Origin of the sequence: Pedobacter vanadiisoli, assembly GCF_042684385.1 — a bacterium.
Taxonomy (GTDB): Bacteria; Bacteroidota; Bacteroidia; order Sphingobacteriales; family Sphingobacteriaceae; genus Pedobacter; species Pedobacter vanadiisoli.
This window is the reverse complement of the sequence record NZ_JBHULL010000011.1, coordinates 71,008-89,119: the sequence shown is the minus strand read 5'-3', so window position 1 is coordinate 89,119 and position 18,112 is coordinate 71,008. Positions and strand designations below refer to the sequence as shown.

18 protein-coding genes are annotated in these 18,112 nt (G+C 39.2%); 5 read left to right on the top strand and 13 right to left on the bottom strand.

Translation table 11 applies throughout. The features are described 5' to 3' along the window. Nucleotides 1–8: 8 nt before the first annotated feature. On the bottom strand, nucleotides 9–446 hold the full coding sequence (locus ACFSR6_RS14795; protein ID WP_379080175.1) for a hypothetical protein: 438 nt from the start codon (nucleotides 444–446) through the stop codon (nucleotides 9–11). A 36-nt stretch (nucleotides 447–482) separates the two neighbouring features. Beyond that, nucleotides 483–1,283 (bottom strand): tRNA pseudouridine synthase A, encoded by an 801-nt coding sequence (locus tag ACFSR6_RS14790; protein WP_379080173.1) that lies wholly within the window; start codon nucleotides 1,281–1,283, stop codon nucleotides 483–485. A 75-nt stretch (nucleotides 1,284–1,358) separates the two neighbouring features. On the opposite strand from ACFSR6_RS14790, the gene ACFSR6_RS14785 reads away from it, so the two are divergent. After that, nucleotides 1,359–1,745 (top strand): YchJ family protein, encoded by a 387-nt coding sequence (locus tag ACFSR6_RS14785; RefSeq protein WP_379080171.1) that lies wholly within the window; start codon nucleotides 1,359–1,361, stop codon nucleotides 1,743–1,745. Here ACFSR6_RS14785 and ACFSR6_RS14780 read toward each other — a convergent pair. The 7 genes from ACFSR6_RS14780 to mnmD form a co-directional block, all read right to left on the bottom strand. Next, the gene (locus tag ACFSR6_RS14780) at nucleotides 1,737–2,861 is read right to left on the bottom strand and encodes an ATP-binding protein (RefSeq protein ID WP_379080169.1); all 1,125 of its coding nucleotides are present in this window, start codon (nucleotides 2,859–2,861) and stop codon (nucleotides 1,737–1,739) included. The two genes, ACFSR6_RS14785 and ACFSR6_RS14780, sit on opposite strands and share 9 nt — an antisense overlap. Before the next feature lie 75 nt (nucleotides 2,862–2,936). Then, the gene (gene mazG, locus ACFSR6_RS14775) at nucleotides 2,937–3,743 is read right to left on the bottom strand and encodes a nucleoside triphosphate pyrophosphohydrolase (protein ID WP_183759423.1); all 807 of its coding nucleotides are present in this window, start codon (nucleotides 3,741–3,743) and stop codon (nucleotides 2,937–2,939) included. A gap of 19 nt (nucleotides 3,744–3,762) precedes the next feature. After that, a complete protein-coding gene (locus ACFSR6_RS14770) occupies nucleotides 3,763–4,212 on the bottom strand; it encodes a DoxX family protein (protein WP_379080167.1) in 450 nt (149 codons plus the stop codon). A gap of 4 nt (nucleotides 4,213–4,216) precedes the next feature. Further along, on the bottom strand, nucleotides 4,217–4,513 hold the full coding sequence (locus tag ACFSR6_RS14765) for a hypothetical protein (RefSeq protein WP_379080165.1): 297 nt from the start codon (nucleotides 4,511–4,513) through the stop codon (nucleotides 4,217–4,219). A gap of 1 nt (nucleotide 4,514) precedes the next feature. After that, entirely contained in the window at nucleotides 4,515–5,624 is a 1,110-nt protein-coding gene (locus ACFSR6_RS14760) for an AI-2E family transporter (RefSeq protein WP_379080163.1), read from the bottom strand. A gap of 81 nt (nucleotides 5,625–5,705) precedes the next feature. Then, nucleotides 5,706–6,653 carry an aldo/keto reductase gene (locus ACFSR6_RS14755; protein WP_379080161.1) on the bottom strand — a complete coding sequence of 316 codons (948 nt, stop codon included), beginning with the start codon at nucleotides 6,651–6,653 and terminating at the stop codon, nucleotides 5,706–5,708. Nucleotides 6,654–6,904: 251 nt separating this feature from the next. Next, nucleotides 6,905–7,573 (bottom strand): tRNA (5-methylaminomethyl-2-thiouridine)(34)-methyltransferase MnmD, encoded by a 669-nt coding sequence (gene mnmD / locus ACFSR6_RS14750; protein ID WP_379080159.1) that lies wholly within the window; start codon nucleotides 7,571–7,573, stop codon nucleotides 6,905–6,907. A 130-nt stretch (nucleotides 7,574–7,703) separates the two neighbouring features. Between mnmD and ACFSR6_RS14745 the strand changes: the two genes are divergently transcribed. Then, nucleotides 7,704–8,042: an MmcQ/YjbR family DNA-binding protein gene (locus ACFSR6_RS14745; RefSeq protein ID WP_379080157.1), complete on the top strand. Its 339-nt coding sequence runs from the start codon at nucleotides 7,704–7,706 to the stop codon at nucleotides 8,040–8,042. Between the two features lie 10 nt (nucleotides 8,043–8,052). Here ACFSR6_RS14745 and ACFSR6_RS14740 read toward each other — a convergent pair whose 3' ends face one another. The 3 genes from ACFSR6_RS14740 to ACFSR6_RS14730 form a co-directional block, all read right to left on the bottom strand. Beyond that, a complete protein-coding gene (locus tag ACFSR6_RS14740) occupies nucleotides 8,053–8,517 on the bottom strand; it encodes a DinB family protein (RefSeq protein WP_379080155.1) in 465 nt (154 codons plus the stop codon). Nucleotides 8,518–8,522: 5 nt separating this feature from the next. Further along, the gene (locus ACFSR6_RS14735; protein ID WP_379080153.1) at nucleotides 8,523–9,329 is read right to left on the bottom strand and encodes a DUF2625 domain-containing protein; all 807 of its coding nucleotides are present in this window, start codon (nucleotides 9,327–9,329) and stop codon (nucleotides 8,523–8,525) included. Nucleotides 9,330–9,598: 269 nt separating this feature from the next. After that, the gene (locus ACFSR6_RS14730) at nucleotides 9,599–11,632 is read right to left on the bottom strand and encodes a M13 family metallopeptidase (protein WP_379080152.1); all 2,034 of its coding nucleotides are present in this window, start codon (nucleotides 11,630–11,632) and stop codon (nucleotides 9,599–9,601) included. A gap of 362 nt (nucleotides 11,633–11,994) precedes the next feature. Here ACFSR6_RS14730 and ACFSR6_RS14725 point away from each other — a divergent pair, with 362 nt between their 5' ends. Continuing rightward, entirely contained in the window at nucleotides 11,995–13,983 is a 1,989-nt protein-coding gene (locus ACFSR6_RS14725; RefSeq protein ID WP_379080150.1) for a heavy metal translocating P-type ATPase, read from the top strand. 139 nt (nucleotides 13,984–14,122) lie between these two features. Next, nucleotides 14,123–14,758 (top strand): Uma2 family endonuclease, encoded by a 636-nt coding sequence (locus tag ACFSR6_RS14720; RefSeq protein ID WP_379080148.1) that lies wholly within the window; start codon nucleotides 14,123–14,125, stop codon nucleotides 14,756–14,758. On the opposite strand, the gene ACFSR6_RS14715 is transcribed toward ACFSR6_RS14720, so the two are convergent. After that, nucleotides 14,759–15,166, bottom strand: a complete 408-nt coding sequence (locus tag ACFSR6_RS14715; RefSeq protein ID WP_379080146.1) for a DoxX family protein — start codon at nucleotides 15,164–15,166, stop codon at nucleotides 14,759–14,761. 217 nt (nucleotides 15,167–15,383) lie between these two features. Between ACFSR6_RS14715 and ACFSR6_RS14710 the strand changes: the two genes are divergently transcribed. Further along, nucleotides 15,384–18,050 carry a valine--tRNA ligase gene (locus ACFSR6_RS14710; RefSeq protein WP_379080144.1) on the top strand — a complete coding sequence of 889 codons (2,667 nt, stop codon included), beginning with the start codon at nucleotides 15,384–15,386 and terminating at the stop codon, nucleotides 18,048–18,050. Nucleotides 18,051–18,112: the final 62 nt, after the last annotated feature.

Here is an 18,112-nt window from a genome sequence, read left to right as displayed (position 1 = left end):
CAGAGGGATTAATTGCTCCTTTTTAAAATATACTCATAATCAATGGTGGCATAAGAAGCAGAAGAAAAACCTGCCTTTGTACTCAATCTTTTTCTAAGCGTTAAATCAACTCCGCTGCTTCTAATGTCGTATTCGCCGTTTAAAATCATATTCCAATCAAAATCTGCTGTCCAAACACCGTCATCAGTAAAATATCCGATCTTGTTTTTAAACGTGTAAGTTCCTTTGCCTCCAAATGGTTTTAAATTGGCATTGGGTGTAATATTGAATTCTCCGTCCTTTAACGAAATTGAAATCGGTTGGGTTACCGGTACAGATTTCGTACTATTGGTAATTACCAGTACTCCTGTATAGTTACCCTCTGTTAAAACATCAACATTTGTTGGCTTTTTACAGCCGAAAGAAAAGCCTAAAACAAATAAAGGGAGGTAGATTTTAACTTTCATACCCCTTAAACGGAGTTCAGCATCAAAACGCTACAGTTAAACTGAAATCCACTCTACCCCCTGCATACTATGGATAAAATCTGTTCTTGGTTCCAGGTTAAGGTAGGGGTAGGTTACTTTTGAGAGGTAAAGCCCCGTTGGATGCGCCGGATCCAGGGTTTTCGGCGTCTGGAGGTTAATGAGCAGGCTTTCAAATGCATCGACACTTAATTCACCTTTACCAACCTTTAAAATTTTGCCCATCAATATGCGGATCATCTTACTCAAAAAGCGGTTACTCGCAATATGAAAACGGATCCGGTCGCCTTTGCTGTTTACAAATAAATCGGCTTCCATCACATTGCAGATGGTATGCTCGTATTTATTTGGCTGTGTGCAAAAAGCCCGGTAATCTTTGTATTTCGGCAATAAATTTACCGCGCTTTTCATTTTATGCAGATCGAGCGCGGGTTCCAGGTAAAAAGAACTTTGGTTGCTTAAAAAAGGATCTTTATAGGTATGGATAAAATAATCGTATTTCCGCTGTACAGCATCGAACCGGGCATGGGGCAGGCCTTCCATTTTAATGATGTCAAAAACGGCAATGTTTTGTGGCAGCGCCTTATTTAAACGGAAAAGCAGATCGAAATCGAATTCCATTTCGATATCAGCATGAAAAAAAAACTGGCTGGCATGTACATGGGCATCCGTTCTTCCGCATCCGATAACCGGGATTGGTTGCTTAAAAACCTGCTGAAGTACTTTTTCAATAACATCTTGCACACTAATGGCGCCTGGTTGTTTTTGCCAGCCATTATAATGCTGACCCTGATAAGCGATGTGGAAGAAGTATCTCATTGTTTTCGGTGCAATTTTACATAAATTTTAGCAGCAGGAACATTAAATCATACTTTTGTACAGTAAATTTTAATCATGAATTTAATAAACTGTCCCTGCGGAAGCGGAATGGCTTTTCAGCACTGTTGCCAGCCTTATCATTTAAAAGCGAAAACAGCACCAACCGCCGAAGCACTAATGCGGTCGCGTTATTCAGCTTTTGTAGTGGCTGATGCCGATTATCTTTACGAAACTACCCATAGCAGTAAAAGAAAAAACCATTCCAAAAATGCTTATCTGAACATTGCTAAAAACACAAAATGGTTAAAGCTCGAAATTGTTTTTTCGACTTTTGACCAGGTAGAGTTTAAAGCCTATTACCTGAATAAAAAGTTCCAAACGGAAGTACTGCACGAAAAATCAAATTTCAGGCTGGAAGATGGGAAATGGTATTACGTAGATGGTGATTTTTATTTAGGATAAAAATTCGTTGAGGTTATCCGGTGTAATGACCTTGGTTTCTACACCATCATAAGCAGCCAAAAATGTTTTTGGAAATCTTGCCTTAGTTTTGGGATTCCACTTGATTTCGTAAGCATTCATTAAACCGTTTCTTTCTTCGATATAATCTATTTCCTGCTGCGCATGTGTGCGCCAAAAGTACTGGTTACAGTTAACCTGGTTATAAGCGAGAAATTTAACCCTTTCACTGATCACGAAGTTTTCCCAGAGTGCTCCTATATCTTGTCTTAACATAGCCGGACTGAATTGATTAATCACTGCATTTCTGATGCCATTGTCGTAGAAATATATTTTTCGGCTCTTCTTTAGTTCATTTCTTAAATTCCTGCTTAATGATCCTAGTCTGAATACGATAAACGCTTTTTCAAGCAGATCGATATATTTTTCAGTGGTTTGGTTATCCAGGCCGGCTAACTGCCCTAATTCGTTATATGATATTTCATTTCCAACCTGAAAAGCCAATGCCTGGACTAATTTTTCCATTTTATCAGGCTTTTGTATTTTCTCCCAGGTGAGGAGGTCTTTATACAGATAACTATCCGATAATTGTTTCAGGCGTATCTCTTCTTCGCCAGGATTGTTAACAATTTCTGGATAGTATCCATAAACAAGGCGTTGGTTTAATAATCTTTTTTCGGTAAGTAAGCCATGTTCTTCTATCATTTCTCCGAACGAAAACGGAAAGAGATTGTATTCCCATTTTCTGCCGGTAAGTGGCTCATTAATATGATTGGCCAATTCAAAGGCTGAAGAACCTGTAGCAATTACTTTTACATCTTTAAGCTGATCGATAATCAACTTGATCGATAAGCCTATATTATCAATTCTTTGCGCTTCATCAATAACTAACGTTTTTGATTTTCCCAAAAGAGAACGCAATAGTGTAGCGGTGGTATTGGAAAGTATGGTTCTGATATCGGCATCATCGCCGTTCCACCACATTACTGGTTGAGCAAATTTAGAAGATAACTGTTGCAAAAGTGTACTCTTTCCAACTTGTCGTGGGCCTAAAAGGATGATTGCTTTTTCATCTTTCAGGTGTTTTTGGATAGAATTGGATATTGCTCTGGAAATCATATTCGCAAATTTAATATAAATTTTGCGATTCCATTCGCAAATTTAATATAAATTTTGCGATTTTACTCCTTTTAGCTATAATTTCTTTGCTTCGTTCCAATATACATCCATCTCTGCAAGTGTCATATCTGCCAAAGCTTTTCCGTTTTCTTTTGCCTTGGTTTCGAGGTATTGAAAACGTTTGATAAATTTTTTATTGGTTTTTTCTAAGGCATTTTCCGGATTGATATTGATGAAACGGGCATAATTGATCAGTGAAAAAAGTACATCGCCGAATTCTGATTCAGCCTTTTCTAAATCAATTGCGGTATGATCCAAAACATTAAATTCAGTTTTAAATTCCTGCAGTTCCTCTTCTACTTTTTCCCACACCTGGTTTTTATCCTCCCAATCGAAACCTACTCCACGGGCTTTTTCCTGAATGCGCGCAGCTTTTACCAAAGCCGGTAATGAAGAGGGTACACCTGCCAGCACCGATTTATTGCCTTCTTTCAGTTTAATCTGCTCCCAGTTGCGTTTTACATCTTCCTCGTTCTGCACCTCAATATCACCGTAAATATGCGGATGGCGGTTTACCAGTTTATCGCAAACACCGTTTAAAACATCGGTAATGTTAAAATCGTTGGTTTCAGAAGCAATTTTCGAATAAAAAACCAGGTGCATCATTACATCGCCGAGTTCCTTTTTAATTTCATCTAAATCGCCCTCTAAAATGGCATCGCTCAACTCATAAGTTTCTTCTATGGTTAAGTGGCGTAAGGTTTGCATGGTCTGTTTTTTATCCCATGGACATTGCGAACGCAAAGTGTCTAACACCGTAATTAAGCGGGTAAAAGCATCGGCAGGATTATTTGCTGTAGCAGGAATCGGGTTGTTGGGCATGTCTTATTATTGAGCTAAATTATCGGATGCTAAAATACCAAACCCAGGCGATTAAGAAAAACTGAAACGGTACCCTGAACCATAAATATTTTGGCCCAGGCCCTGGTTTGTACAGATTTTCGTAATTGATGCGGTTTTTTGCTGCATAAATATTGGCGGGTAAAATGGCCAGGTAGAATATAATTAACCCAATTCCGGTGTAATAACGGGCGCTGTCTATGGCTAAACCTATGGCAAATAAAATTTCCAATACCCCGGTAAAAAGCACAATTTCTACTTTTTTAGGGATAACTAATGGAATCATAGCCGCCATGCTTGTTTTAAATTTAAAATGTCCGATGGCGGTAAAAAGCAACATAACAGACATGGCAATATTGCCTGCAAAAATATTTCCTTTATCAAATGTGGTATGACTGCCAAATGCCAATAGTGCCACGTACACAAAGAGCAATACAAATAAAGGTTTCATTAAATCATTTTATCAGGTTAAATGCAATTAAAATAGTGGCTATGAACAATATCACCAAGCCCGACAAAAAGATAATATCTGCCGCTTTTTCGAGCCGCTGGCTAGCAGTTTGTTGCCTTCTCATGGAGATAAAGGATAAGATGCAACTGGTCATAAAAAACATTACGGCAGCCACGGCAAACTCATCGATCAGGGAGCCGTCGGTAAGTGCAAGCTTTTTTAAGGAAGTAAGTACAATAAAGCATATTCCCAGTAAGTTCGCCGAAGTGCTTAAAATATGTGGTGATCTATTTTCGGCCATCTTAGTCTTTTTCTTCTAATTTAATCTTTTTAGTGATCCGGTAAACACGCCTCTTTTTGTCGGGCTTATGCTCTTCGCCCATTAAAATACCCCAGGGTTTTAAGTTGTCTACTCTATCGAAAATTATTTTTAATATCGCCAGGTAAGGAATACATAAGAACATGCCCGATATTCCCCAGATCATTTCGCCAACTACAATACCGATAAAAGCAAATAATGCATTTATTTTTACTTTCGAGCCCACTACTAATGGCATCAGTATATTTCCGTCTATGGCATGTACACCAACAAAAGCAATCAAAACCAAAAGCACTTTGCCAGCACCCGCTGTAGCGAAAGTGATCAGGCAGCTTATTAACAGGGCAAAGAATATTCCCAAATAAGGCACTACGTTAAAAATACCTGCTACCAGGCCCAGCAGAACTGCATATTTAACACCTAATAAACTCAGTACGGTAATCATTAGTACGGTAACAATCAACATTTGTAGGAACAAACCGATGATGTATTTCTTAATGATATATTGGATCTGACTTACAATCTCAGAAACTTTTTCTTTGTGTTCTTCACTAAAAACCGAAGTTAAAAAAGTAAATAAAACCCTGCGATAGTTTAATATAAAGAAAGTGAATAGCAGCGTGAAACCTAAAAACAATAAGGTAGAAGATAGCGTAGATAAGGTGGTAGCTACAATTGCAGCACTGGTAGCCAAAGCTTTTTCTGTACTATCATTTAAATAATCGAGCTGTTTTTGAGAGTTTATGCCAAAAGTATGCGAAATCCATTTCTGGAGTTCGTGATAAGACACATTGGCTTTTTCTTTAAGTAAGGGCCAATCTGCCCATAAATCGCTCAGTTGATTGCCAAAAAAGTAAATAATGCCACTAATTACAGCAATCATTAAAATTACTGAAACCAGGGTAGCCAAACCCCTTTTAAATTTTAGCCTGCGCTCTAAAAAATTACCTACAGGAAGTAATAAGATGGCCATTAAAAAAGAGAAAAGCAGGGGAGCCAATAAAGACTGGCCTAAAATGGCAATGTACGTTAAACTGATTAAACAGAAGAGGACCAAAGCCAATTTGGGTAGAAATGATAATTTGTTTTTCATATAGTTAAAAATCCTGTTTAATACAAAATGCCCGAGTAATTTGTTTGATTATTCGGGCATTTAAATATAAGGGATTATTCTTTAATTTCTACTTGCCTGGTCTAAAAGTGAAATGTCTTCGGGCAATAATTTCAGGTTTGCAGCATCGGTGAACGATTTTAATTGATTTAAATCGGTAACACTTGCAATTGGTGCCGTAATAGAAGGATGATCAATCAACCAGGCCAATGCTACCGACGCAGGCGCTACATGATGTTTATCTGCAACCTGGTCCAATGCATCTAAAATCCTGAAACCGCGCTCGTTCAGGAATTTTTTAATGCCTCCGCCTCTCTGACTTTTCTTTAAATCATCTTCACTGCGGTATTTTCCGGTTAAAAAGCCACTGGCTAAAGAATAATAGGTAACTACAGCCAAACCATGGTCAAGGCATATTTTTTCGTGCTCCTGTTCAAATTCTTCTCTGTTGTAAAGGTTATAACCTGGCTGGTAAACCTCATAACGTGGCAAGCCGTGTTCGGTAGAATAATGGAGCGACTCTTTTAAGCGATCGGCAGAAAAATTCGAAGCACCGATCCAGCGTACTTTCCCGGCTTTGATCAGCGTTTCATAAGCACTTAACGTTTCTTCAACTGGGGTGCTTTCATCATCGAAATGCGAAAAATAAAGGTCGATATAATCAGTTTGTAATCTCGATAAAGAGTGTTCTACCTCATTGATGATGTAATCTTTTTTGAGCGATTTGCCCTGGCCCATATCGGAACCAACTTTTGTAGCAATAATTACATCGTGGCGTTTGTTTTGTTTTTTTAGCCAATTACCAATAATTGTTTCCGATTCACCTCCTTTGTTTCCGGGTACCCAGCGCGAATATACATCGGCGGTATCAATAAAATTGAATCCGTTTTCTACAAATTGGTTTAATATTTCAAATGATTTTCGTTCATCGATTGTCCAGCCAAAAACATTTCCCCCAAATACAATAGGTGCTATATCTAAATCGGTTTTTCCTAAGGTTCTTTTTTCCATGATATGAATGTTAATGATATTTTAACAAAATCTGGGATGCTGTTGTTTTTGCAAGAGATCGAATTATATTAAAATGAGATGAGTGTGTTTTTCGGAAAGCAATCTACTATTCCACCTTATTGTTAATCCTGTTTTCCGCTGTAGCTCCGTAGAAAAAACGGAGGCTGCCGCTGCACCCAGGTTTAAATACTTAGGCCGTTTCTACTATTTACGTTTTTCTGCAAATTGCCTAAAAAAACTTTCTTCAATTTCTAACCTTCTGCCTTGATCGCTCTCAACATTTCTCTTTTTCCTGGCGCGCCGGGTAATTTTTCAATGGTAAATCCGCAGGCTTTCACTGCTCTTTTCAATTTTCCGGTAATGGCATAGGTTACAAAAGTACCACCTGGTTTTAAGAAGCTGCAGGCATGTGCTATAATCTCATCGCTCCACATTTCGGGTTGGTGCTGAACAGAAAAAGCATCGTAATAAATAATGTCGAATTTTTGGTCGTTTTGGTATTCGGCTAGGGTTGTATGCCGGATTTCCAGGGTGCAATGCGGCGTTAGCTTTTGGGGTGCTTTTAAAGCATTATTGTAATTGGTAATAAAACCAGACCAGATTACTTCAGGAACATAAGCCGAATAGGCTGTTTGTTCAATTAATTCGCTGCTAAGCGGAAAAGCTTCTATACTGGTGTAGTGAAGGTTAATATTGTTTGCCTCGCAATGTTCGAAGCTTAAAATAAAATTTAATCCGGTTCCAAAACCAACTTCTAAAACTGAAATTTCAGCTTGATGAGCTGCGGTAAATTTCAAACCAGCCTCAATAAATACATGTTTGCTTTCTTGCAGGGCGCCATGTTTACTATGGTAGTGTTCGCCAATGGTTTCGTTATAAAGTGTATTGGAACCATCGGCAGTAAGTGTTACGATATTCATGGGCTGGAACTTAAATATTTCAACAGCAAAACTAGCATTTTCTTTTAAGCTTTATCCTTTGGTCTTTCAGCTTTGGTCTTTTCTCTTTAACCTTTTGTTATTAGCTTTGTGTGATCCTAAACCCCTAAAAATGGATATTGAATCTTTCAGAGAATATTGTTTGAGTTTGCCAGGTACCACAGAAGGTATGAAATGGGACCATTTGTGTTTCATGGTGGAGGAAAAAATTTATGTCATCATTGCTATTGATGAGGGTAACAGCTTTTCGATCAAATGTAACCCCGATGAATTTGAAGAACTGGCAGCCCGTGATGGTATTGCGCAGGCTTATCATATGGCCAAAAGACAGTGGATCCAGGTAGAAAATTTAGAGGTGTTAAATGACCATGAGCTAAAAAGACGGGTGGCCGAATCGAGGGCAATGGTTTTAGCTAAACTCCCTAAAAAGATACAGGCAAAATATGCTTAAGTTTTTCGGGTTATACCAATTTCTTTAAAGCCATAATATAACCGATGTGCATCCCTTCATGAAAAGGAACAAAGTTTACCGCATCTTCTATTGAATTGAGTTTCATGCCATAGCGTTTATCCCACGGATCAAAGGAGACAAAAATTCCATTGGTGTAATCTGTCGCCAAACGGTCTATACTATTTAAAAGGACATCGAAAATTAAAATGATTTCTTCTTTTTCGATAAATTTAACCGGCTTTGTTCCGCTTAAAAATGGACTGAAATATTTGTCTTCAACGGTTACCGGTAAACCTGATCTTATATAACAAAGGTTTTGCTGTGCTGCGGTAAGGTGCGCAATATTCCAGATGATATTATTACTAAAACCCGTTGGGACTTTGTTTAATTGTTCTGTGCTTAAATTTTTTACAAGTTCTAAAATGAATGCCCTGGTCTTTTTTATCTGGACGATGGTGGCTAATGTATCAGGCATCGGGATTATTGTTTGGGTTCATCCTTTTTTACCTCTTGTTCATTTTTCAACTCCTTCGATTTCATGATGTTGAATTTGTACATTTCTTCAATGCCAACCAGTTTTCGGGTACATTTTTCAATATCGGTACCTTCCTGCCACAAATAGGGGCGGAAACTATAAGTTTTATTTCCATCTAAATTACCGATAAACTTATCCCATGAACTCCAGCGCAGGCCTTTGTAAAATTTAGAAAGGTCGCTGTCGAAACAGAAAATAAGAAATTCGCCATAACCTGCGCCCAATGGTTGCCAGGTTAAGCTGTTCGGTTCAAGATAATACACGTTTTTGATGTCTTTGCCCAAACCGCCATAATTAATGGCAAAGAAACCACCAACAGCATCATCGGCAATTAAAAGGTAAGGTAAATTATCGCCGTATTCTTCAAGCGTTTTTCCTTTGTTCCATTCTGCAACATTACGGTTCAGTTTTTCGCTACCCGAACCTAAAATCCTGATCCAGCCATTATCAACCAAAATACCCCCTGTATTATAAATTACTGACCCTAATGTAGCATAAGTGGTCGTTTGTGTATGATACAGGACCTCTTTTGCCTTAGCCGAATCTACCGGCAATACTTCAACCTTGTTTTTGGCAGAGTCGATCCATTTCTTTACCAATGGCCAGGCAGGATCAGTTTTATTAATTAATTTCTCAATACTGATCAATTTATTTTCCTGAGAAAAACCTGTTAAGGAGAATAAAGTTAAACCTAAGATAAGGAGGAAGGTGGTTGGGTTTTTCATTGACAGGATTACTAATGTTTTTTTCAAAGATAGAATGATAATTAAGAATTGCAGAAAGGAGTTAGATTAATTTTTAATTGGTTTAAATGTTGGTTCGTGGGTACACGAACCAGGGCCCGGGAATTGAATTGATAATTCGGCTGGTGTCAGATGGTAACATCCTACGCCACGCCTAAAAAAAACGTCCCGAAAATGATCGGGACGCTTGTCATATAAGGGTGGTAATAAATAATTGATTTGAAACTATCGAGTGTAAAAGCCTTAAAACCTTCACCTTCAGGCCTTCCACCTCAAAACTACCACATTCTAATTCTGTCTTCTGGTTTTTTATATAATTTATCGCCAGGCTTAACATCAAAAGCTTTGTACCATGCATCCATATTTACAGGTGCACCAATGGTACGGTACGGACCCGGAGAGTGTGGATCGGTTTTAATCAATTGTGCAGCGCTTTCTGGTAAAATATTACCTCTCCAAACCTGTGCCCAGGCTAAGAAGAAACGCTGATCAGGTGTAAAACCATCAATTTTTTCATTGCTCTGACCTTGTTTAGTCATTTTGAAAGCAGTATAAGCGGCATTTAAACCGCCTAAATCGCCGATGTTTTCGCCCATCGTCAATTTTCCGATCACATGAATGGTATCCAGTACGGTATAAGCATCAAACTGCTCGCCCAAAGCTTTGGTTTTAGCGTCAAATTTGGCTTTGTCTTCAGCTGTCCACCAGTTTTTTAAGTTACCGGCAGCATCATACTGGCTTCCGCTATCGTCAAAACCATGGCTCATTTCGTGGCCGATTACGGCACCAATACCACCATAATTAACGGCATCGTCGGCATTTGGGTCGAAGAAAGGGAATTGTAAAATTCCGGCAGGGAAAACAATTTCATTCAAGGTTGGGCTGTAATATGCATTAACAGTTGGAGGTGTCATGCCAAAACGTTTACGGTCAACGGGTTTGCCCAACTGATCAACCATTTCATTATAACTCCAAACACTTGCATTACGTAAGTTTTGGAAATAAGTGCCTTTATTAATGACTAAACCATCATAATTTTTCCATTTTTCAGGATAACCCACTTTCGGTGTAAATGCATGTAATTTTGCCAGTGCTTTTTGCTTGGTTTCAGGACTCATCCACTCTAAACCGTTAATCCTGATTTCGAAAGCCTTACGCAGGTTCACAATCATCTGGTTCATGCGTTCTTTAGCCTCGGGTTTGAAATATTTGGCCACGTAAAGCTGACCAAGTAATTCGCCAATGGTGCCATCAGTTAATGATGACATGCGCTGCCAGCGTGGAGTTTGTACCTTTTGGCCGGTTTGTGCCTGTGTAAAGGCAAAACTTGCCTTAACAAAAGGAGAGCTTAAATTTGATGCAGAACCTTTTAAAACATTCCATTCTAGATAAGTTTTCCAATCTTCAACCGGAACTGATTTCAGCATGCCGTCTAAACTCGCCATAAATTTAGGCGAAGAAACCAAAACCGTATCCTGGTTTTTGATTTTGAATTTAGGTAGATAGGTGGTCCAGTTAATATCCGGTGTTTTTTTGTTTAGTTCAGCAACGGTAAGTTTGTTGTAAGTAGCGTAAGGATCGCGCATTTCTAAACGGCTCATCTGCGCTTCTGCAAACTGTTTTTCGATTTTGTAAACGGTTGCTGCTTTTTGTTTGGCTTCTTCAGGAGAACTTCCCGTTAAGGTAAACAAGGTAACCATATAGGTATTATATGCCTCGCGGATTTTAATGCTACGGGCGTCATCTTTCAGGTAATAATCACGATCGGGTAGGGTTGTACCGCCCTGACCAATGTTAACCATGTATTTATTTACGTTTTTGCGGTCCTGGCCAACACTCAAACCAAACATTCCCCCGCCTAAACCATTGGTTCTCATATAAGCCAGCTGATCTAAAACACCCGGAATATCTTTAATCAGTTTTATTTTGGCCAGATCAGCCTTTATTGGCGTATAACCTAATTTTTCGATGGTTGCACTATCCATTGCAGCCGTGTAAAAATCGCCTACCCTGCGTTTTACGGAACCGGCAGGCGCAGATTTGTCTGCAGCGGCTTCTTCAACCAAAGATTTTACTGCATTGATATTGAAATCGCGAAGCTCATTAAATGAACCCCAACGTGTTTCTTTGGCAGGAACAGGATTATTTTTTACCCACGTACCACTCGCGTAGGTATAGAAATCATCACCTGGCTTAACGGATAAATCCATATTTGCAGGATCGATAAACTTTTTTGTTTGTGCATTTGCAGAAAAGCCAGCAGCGACTATACCCAGTGCCGCAAAATATCTTTTCAAATTTTGGTATTTCATTCGCTTAATAAGTTAGTATTGTACTGCGAAATTTATGAAATACAAATCAATACTAAAGTAATATATTAAGAATATTACTTGTTAAACCAGTAGTAGATTTTTGCTAAGCCGAGCCGTCTCATCAATTCAGATGCCGAAAATGGAATTTTTATAGATTTCATGATTTTTAAATCTTTTATACAGTATTAACATTTTTTAACAAATTTTATTGTGCGCTTGTAAAAATTATTGCTATTAAGAATGATTCGGGATAAACTGTTTAATTTTCTATAAATTTGAACATGCTTATCCGAAACCCGATGATGCAAAATCTGCTGGATTTGTAAATAATGGATAAGCCATGTTTTAGCATACGATATATAATGAGTCACTCGCACGATAACGAAGATAGCTGTTGCAATAGTAAAGCGCATTCTGCACAAAAACATCATCATGATCACGGGCATTCGCACGAGGATGGCGATGATCATGACCACGATCACGGTGGTGATCCATCATCCTTTAAAACATACCTGCCTGCCATTGTTACCTTGGCAATGCTGCTGATCGGGATTGCCTTTGATAATCTTTTTAACGTTCCGGCATTTCAGATCATCAGGCCATATTGGTACATTGTAGCGTATTTGCCGGTAGGCATTCCGGTTTTAAAAGAAGTTTGGGAAACCTTTAAGGCAAAAGATTTTTTTACAGAGTTTTCGCTAATGTCTGTCGCCACCATTGGCGCTTTTGCAATTGAACAATACCCCGAAGGCGTAACGGTAATGCTTTTTTATACCATTGGTGAGCTGTTTCAGATGGCAGCCGTAAACCGGGCAAAACGGAACATCAAAGCCCTGCTTGATGTACGTGCCGATGTGGCCCATGTACTCCGTAATGGGAAATATGAGACCGTTAACCCGGAAAGTGTTGAAATCGGCGAAACCATTCAGGTTAAAGCAGGAGAAAAAATCCCTTTAGACGGCGAACTGATCAGCGATAAAAGCAGCTTTAATACTGCAGCTTTGACGGGTGAAAGTAAACCCCGTACCCTGACTAAAGGCGAGCTTATTTTAGCCGGAATGCTCAATTTGGATAAGGTAATTGAAGTAAAAGTAACCAAGGCTTTTGCTGATAGTGCCCTGTCGCGTATATTGGAAATGGTTCAAAATGCCACTACCCGCAAAGCCAAAACCGAACTTTTTATCCGCAAGTTTGCGAAAATATATACACCTATTGTTTTCTTTCTGGCATTAGCACTGGTTACTGTTCCGATTTTGGTTTTAGGTAATGACTACCATTTTCAGACCTGGTTATACCGTTCACTGGTTTTCCTGGTAATATCCTGCCCCTGCGCACTGGTAATTTCTATTCCATTGGGTTATTTTGGCGGAATTGGTGCTGCCTCGGCAAATGGAATCCTGTTTAAAGGTTCTAATTTTCTGGATCTCATTACCAAACTCGATACCGTGGTGATGGATAAGACAGGTACCTTAACCAAGGGTGTTTTTAGTGTGCAACAGGTAGAAAGCAGCATAGATGAACAGGAATTTTTGAATCTGTTAACTGCTGTAGAGGCAAAATCAACACATCCCATTGCAAAGGCCATTGTAGCGCATGCTGGTGAAAAGGAAATCCATCCGGCAGAAAACATCGAAGAGATAGCCGGTATGGGGTTAAAGGGATGGGTAAATGGTAAAGAGGTTTTAGCCGGTAATGTTAAACTGCTCGAAAAATTTAACATTGGTTTTGAGGCTAAAATCAAAAATATTGAGGAGAGCATTGTTGTGGTAGCCGTTGATCAACAGTATGTAGGTTACGTATTAATTGCCGACGAAGCAAAAGAAGATGCTGCGGAGGCCGTTAAACAATTGCATGAAAATGGAATAAAACAAGTAGTGATGTTGAGCGGCGATAAGACCGCTATTGTTAAAAAAGTTGCCTTAGCATTGGGTATCGACGCTTATTATGGCGATTTGCTGCCCGAAGATAAAGTAGCCAGGCTGGAAGAAATTAAAAAAGATCAGGCAAGGGTTGTTGCTTTTGTAGGCGATGGTATAAATGATACCCCTGTTTTGGCCATGAGCGATATTGGAATTGCGATGGGTGCCATGGGAAGCGATGCTGCGATTGAAACTGCAGATGTGGTGATACAAACCGACCAGCCATCAAAAATTGCTACAGCGATTAAAATTGGTAAGGCTACAAGGAGCGTGGTGATCCAGAATATTGTACTGGCCTTTGCTGTAAAAGCCATTGTTTTAATTTTAGGTGCCGGAGGTATAGCAACCATGTGGGAAGCTGTTTTCGCTGATGTTGGTGTAGCACTCCTCGCTATTTTAAATGCGGTGAGGATACAGAAGATGAAGTTTTAGTACATTTATATTTTTACCATTAAGAAAATTAAGATAGTTAAGGAATTGCTTAAAACGTAATGTCCTTAATTTCTTAATGGTATTAAGATATGTTGAAAAACAGAAAGGCCTGTTACTATAAAAATTAGTATATTCGTTTATGTCTGAACCTGTTCCATATCCGATTTTAAACGATGATGAGCCTGTCAGGCAGTTTAATGAACTTGATGCATCATTAACGTATAGTTATGCTAACTATTTAAACTGGCTTTTTCCTGAAAGGGTGGAGCTAATTAAAGGTAAGATCTTTAAAATGAGCCCTGCACCATCAAGGGTGCACCAGGAGGTTGTCGGTAATGTTTTCTTGAAACTCGGTAATTTTCTGAACGGTAAACCGTGTAAAGTTTATTCTGCTCCCTTTGATGTACGTTTTCCTAAAAAGAGTAAAGCCGATAAAGATGTGTATACGGTTTTGCAACCGGATATCTGCGTAATTTGTGATAAAAGTAAACTCGATGACCGGGGTTGCATAGGGGCTCCAGATATTGTGGTCGAGATTTTATCGCCTGGTAACACCAAAATGGAGTTGCTGCATAAATACCGCATTTACGAGGAGTTTGGCGTAAAAGAATACTGGGTGGTAAGCCAAAGCGATCAAAGTATACTCATTTATACCCTCGATGAATCGGGTAAATTTCAGCCTTCCAAAATATTTACACTCAGTGAGCAGATCACCTCTTCGGTTTTACCCGGTTTTGAGCTCTTTTTAAATGATGTTTTTGAAGATTTACCTTAATTAAGGTTCCTGTTCGGGATGGCCTGCTTTGTTCAGAAATACAATTGCCATTAATATCCCAATCAGTACAAAATTATATTCCATACCGTTTCTTCCGCCACCCACCACAAACCAGCCTTCTTTAAAGTGCACCATGATAATGCCCATCACTAAAATAAATATGCTGGCAAAACAGGCCAGGCGGATGTATCGGTTAAAAATCAGCAATATTGCACAAAGCACATGCGAGAGTTTAACGCTCCAGGCAATGGCCACACCAAAAGGATCAAAACCTATCTTATTCAGGTATAAATTTCCGAAATCGTTAATACCGCCATCAAACATGCCCAATATACTGTGTGATAATAACACAATGGCCATAACCAAACGTAAAATGGCATAGCCAATGTTGAAATTTTTAGTGCTCATGTTAATGGTATAGCGTTTTAGCAAGGGCTCGGTAGTGCAACTAAATTACAAAAAGCATGGCTAAACCAAAAATAGAATTCGGTTGCGGTTTGTAAAAAAAAACGAAAATGCACATCATCCCCGGATAAACTAAAATGATGTTTTGCTGCTTTAGTCTTTCCGTTTTCCACTTTGGTCTTTCAGCTTAATTAGCTATTTTTGAACTTTTAATACATTCATGAGCATATCCACCAAGTACAATCCTGCAGAAACAGAAGATAAATGGTATAGCTATTGGCTATCTAAAAAGTTTTTCCACTCAGAACCTGATGAACGCGAACCTTACACCATCGTAATTCCGCCGCCAAACGTCACAGGAGTACTGCACATGGGGCATATGCTCAACAATACCATTCAGGACGTATTGATCCGTAAGGCCCGTATGCAAGGCAAAAATGCATGTTGGGTACCTGGAACTGACCACGCCTCGATTGCCACTGAAGCAAAGGTGGTGGCGATGCTAAAAGAACAGGGCATTAATAAAAAAGACCTTTCGCGCGAAGAGTTTTTGAAATACGCCTGGGAGTGGAAAGAGAAATATGGTGGTATTATTTTAGAACAATTAAAGAAACTGGGAGCAAGCTGCGATTGGGACCGTACCCGTTTTACCATGGAAGATGATCTTTCTGAAGCGGTGATCGATTCGTTTATCCACCTGTATAAAAAAGGCTGGATTTATCGTGGTATCCGTATGGTAAACTGGGACCCTGCCGGTAAAACCGCCGTTTCTGATGAAGAGGTAATCCGTAAAGAGGTTAATCAGAAGTTATACTATATAAAATACCTGATTTCTGGTACAACAGACCAGTTTTTAACAATTGCAACCACGCGCCCGGAAACCATTATGGCCGATGCCGCCATTTGTATTAACCCGAACGATGAGCGTTTTACACATTTAAAAGGCAAAAAGGTTTTCGTGCCTTTGGTTAACCACGAAATTCCGGTTATTGAAGATGAATATGTAGATATCGAATTTGGAACAGGTTGTTTAAAAGTTACACCAGCACATGATTTGAACGATTATGAGCTGGGTATTAAGCATAATTTGCCTGTTACCGATATCTTAAACGAAGACGGAACTTTAAATGAACTGGCGGTTATTTTAGTGGGCGAAGACAGGTTTGTTGCCCGTAAAAAAATTGCCAAAATGTTGGAAGAAGCCGGTCATTTAGATAAAGTGGAAGACTACAAATCGCAGGTTGGTTTTTCTGAGCGTACCGATGCCGCTATCGAACCAAAGCTTTCTATGCAATGGTTTGTAAAAATGAAAGAAATGGCACAGCCCGCGCTGGATGATGTATTGAACGGGGAGGTAAACCTGATCCCTAATAAATTTGAAAATACCTATCGCCATTGGATGGAGAATGTTCGCGATTGGAACATCAGCCGTCAGCTATGGTGGGGACAACGAATTCCAGCCTGGTATGATGATAAAGGAAATTGGGTAGTTGCCAAAACCAAAGATGAAGCCTTAGAAGAATTCTGGAAGAAAAAACATCTGGACGAAAGTTGTTCAGATGCCGAAAAAGCAGGGTTCAAACACCAGCTGGAGCCGTTTTTAAGACAGGATGATGATGTAATGGACACCTGGTTTTCATCATGGTTATGGCCGATTTCGGTTTTTGATGGTTTTAAAAACCCTGAAAATAAAGACATCAATTATTACTATCCAACCAACGATCTGGTTACTGCACCTGAAATTTTATTCTTCTGGGTAGCACGTATGATTATGGCCGGGCACGAGTTTATGGGCAAAAAGCCATTTACCAATGTATACTTAACGGGGATTGTACGCGATAAACTGGGGCGTAAAATGTCTAAATCGCTGGGTAACTCACCTGACCCGATTGGGTTGATTGAAAAATATGGTGCTGATGCCGTTCGTGTGGGCATGTTAATGTCATCGCCTGCCGGTAACGATTTAATGTTTGATGAGGCTTATTGTGAGCAGGGGCGAAATTTTGCCAGTAAAATATGGAATGCCTTCCGTTTGGTAAAAGGATGGGAGGTTGATGAAAAGCTGGCGAATCCGAATACCCAGGCCATTTTGTGGTTCGAAAACCGCTTTAATGAGGCATTGGTAGAAATTGAAGCTAACTTTAAGCAATACAGACTGTCTGAAGCATTAATGATCACTTATAAGTTGGTTTGGGATGATTTCTGTGCCTGGTATTTAGAAATGGTTAAGCCTGCTTACCAACAGCCAATTGATGCGGAAAGTTACCAGGCAACGATTGCCTTCTTCGAAAATATCATTAAGTTATTGCACCCTAATATGCCTTTTATTACGGAAGAACTGTGGCACGATGATCTGTTTGCTGAACGTGGTGAGATGGATTGCTGCATTGTGGCCGAATTCCCGAAAGGCGGAACTTTTGATGAACAATTATTGAAAGATGCAGAGGTAATTAAAAGCGTTGTAGCCGAAATCAGAAATGTAAGGAACCAGAAACAGATTCCTCCTAAAGAAGCGTTGCCTTTAAGTATCAAAATCAATTCTGACCTGGACTATGAAAAATGGTTAAACATTGTTTTCAAACTGGCCAATGTATCAGAAGCTGAAATTGTAAACGATAAAATTGTAGGTGCAACTGCTTTTATGGCAGGTAAAGATGAATTCTTTATCCCGCTAACCGAAAACGTTGATTTAGAGGCAGAGCGCGAACGCTTAAATGCCGATTTAATTTATCTTCAGGGTTTTCTGAAATCAGTTGATTCCAAACTAAGCAACGAACGTTTTGTGCAGAATGCGAAACCAGAAATTGTTGCTAATGAGCGCAATAAAAAAGCCGATGCTGAGGCAAAAATCAAAATTATTGAAGAAAGCTTAGCGGTTTTAGGCTAGTAATAATCTTAAAGCCCCATCAGGTTTTTAAAACCTGATGGGGCTTAATTAAAAAATATGAA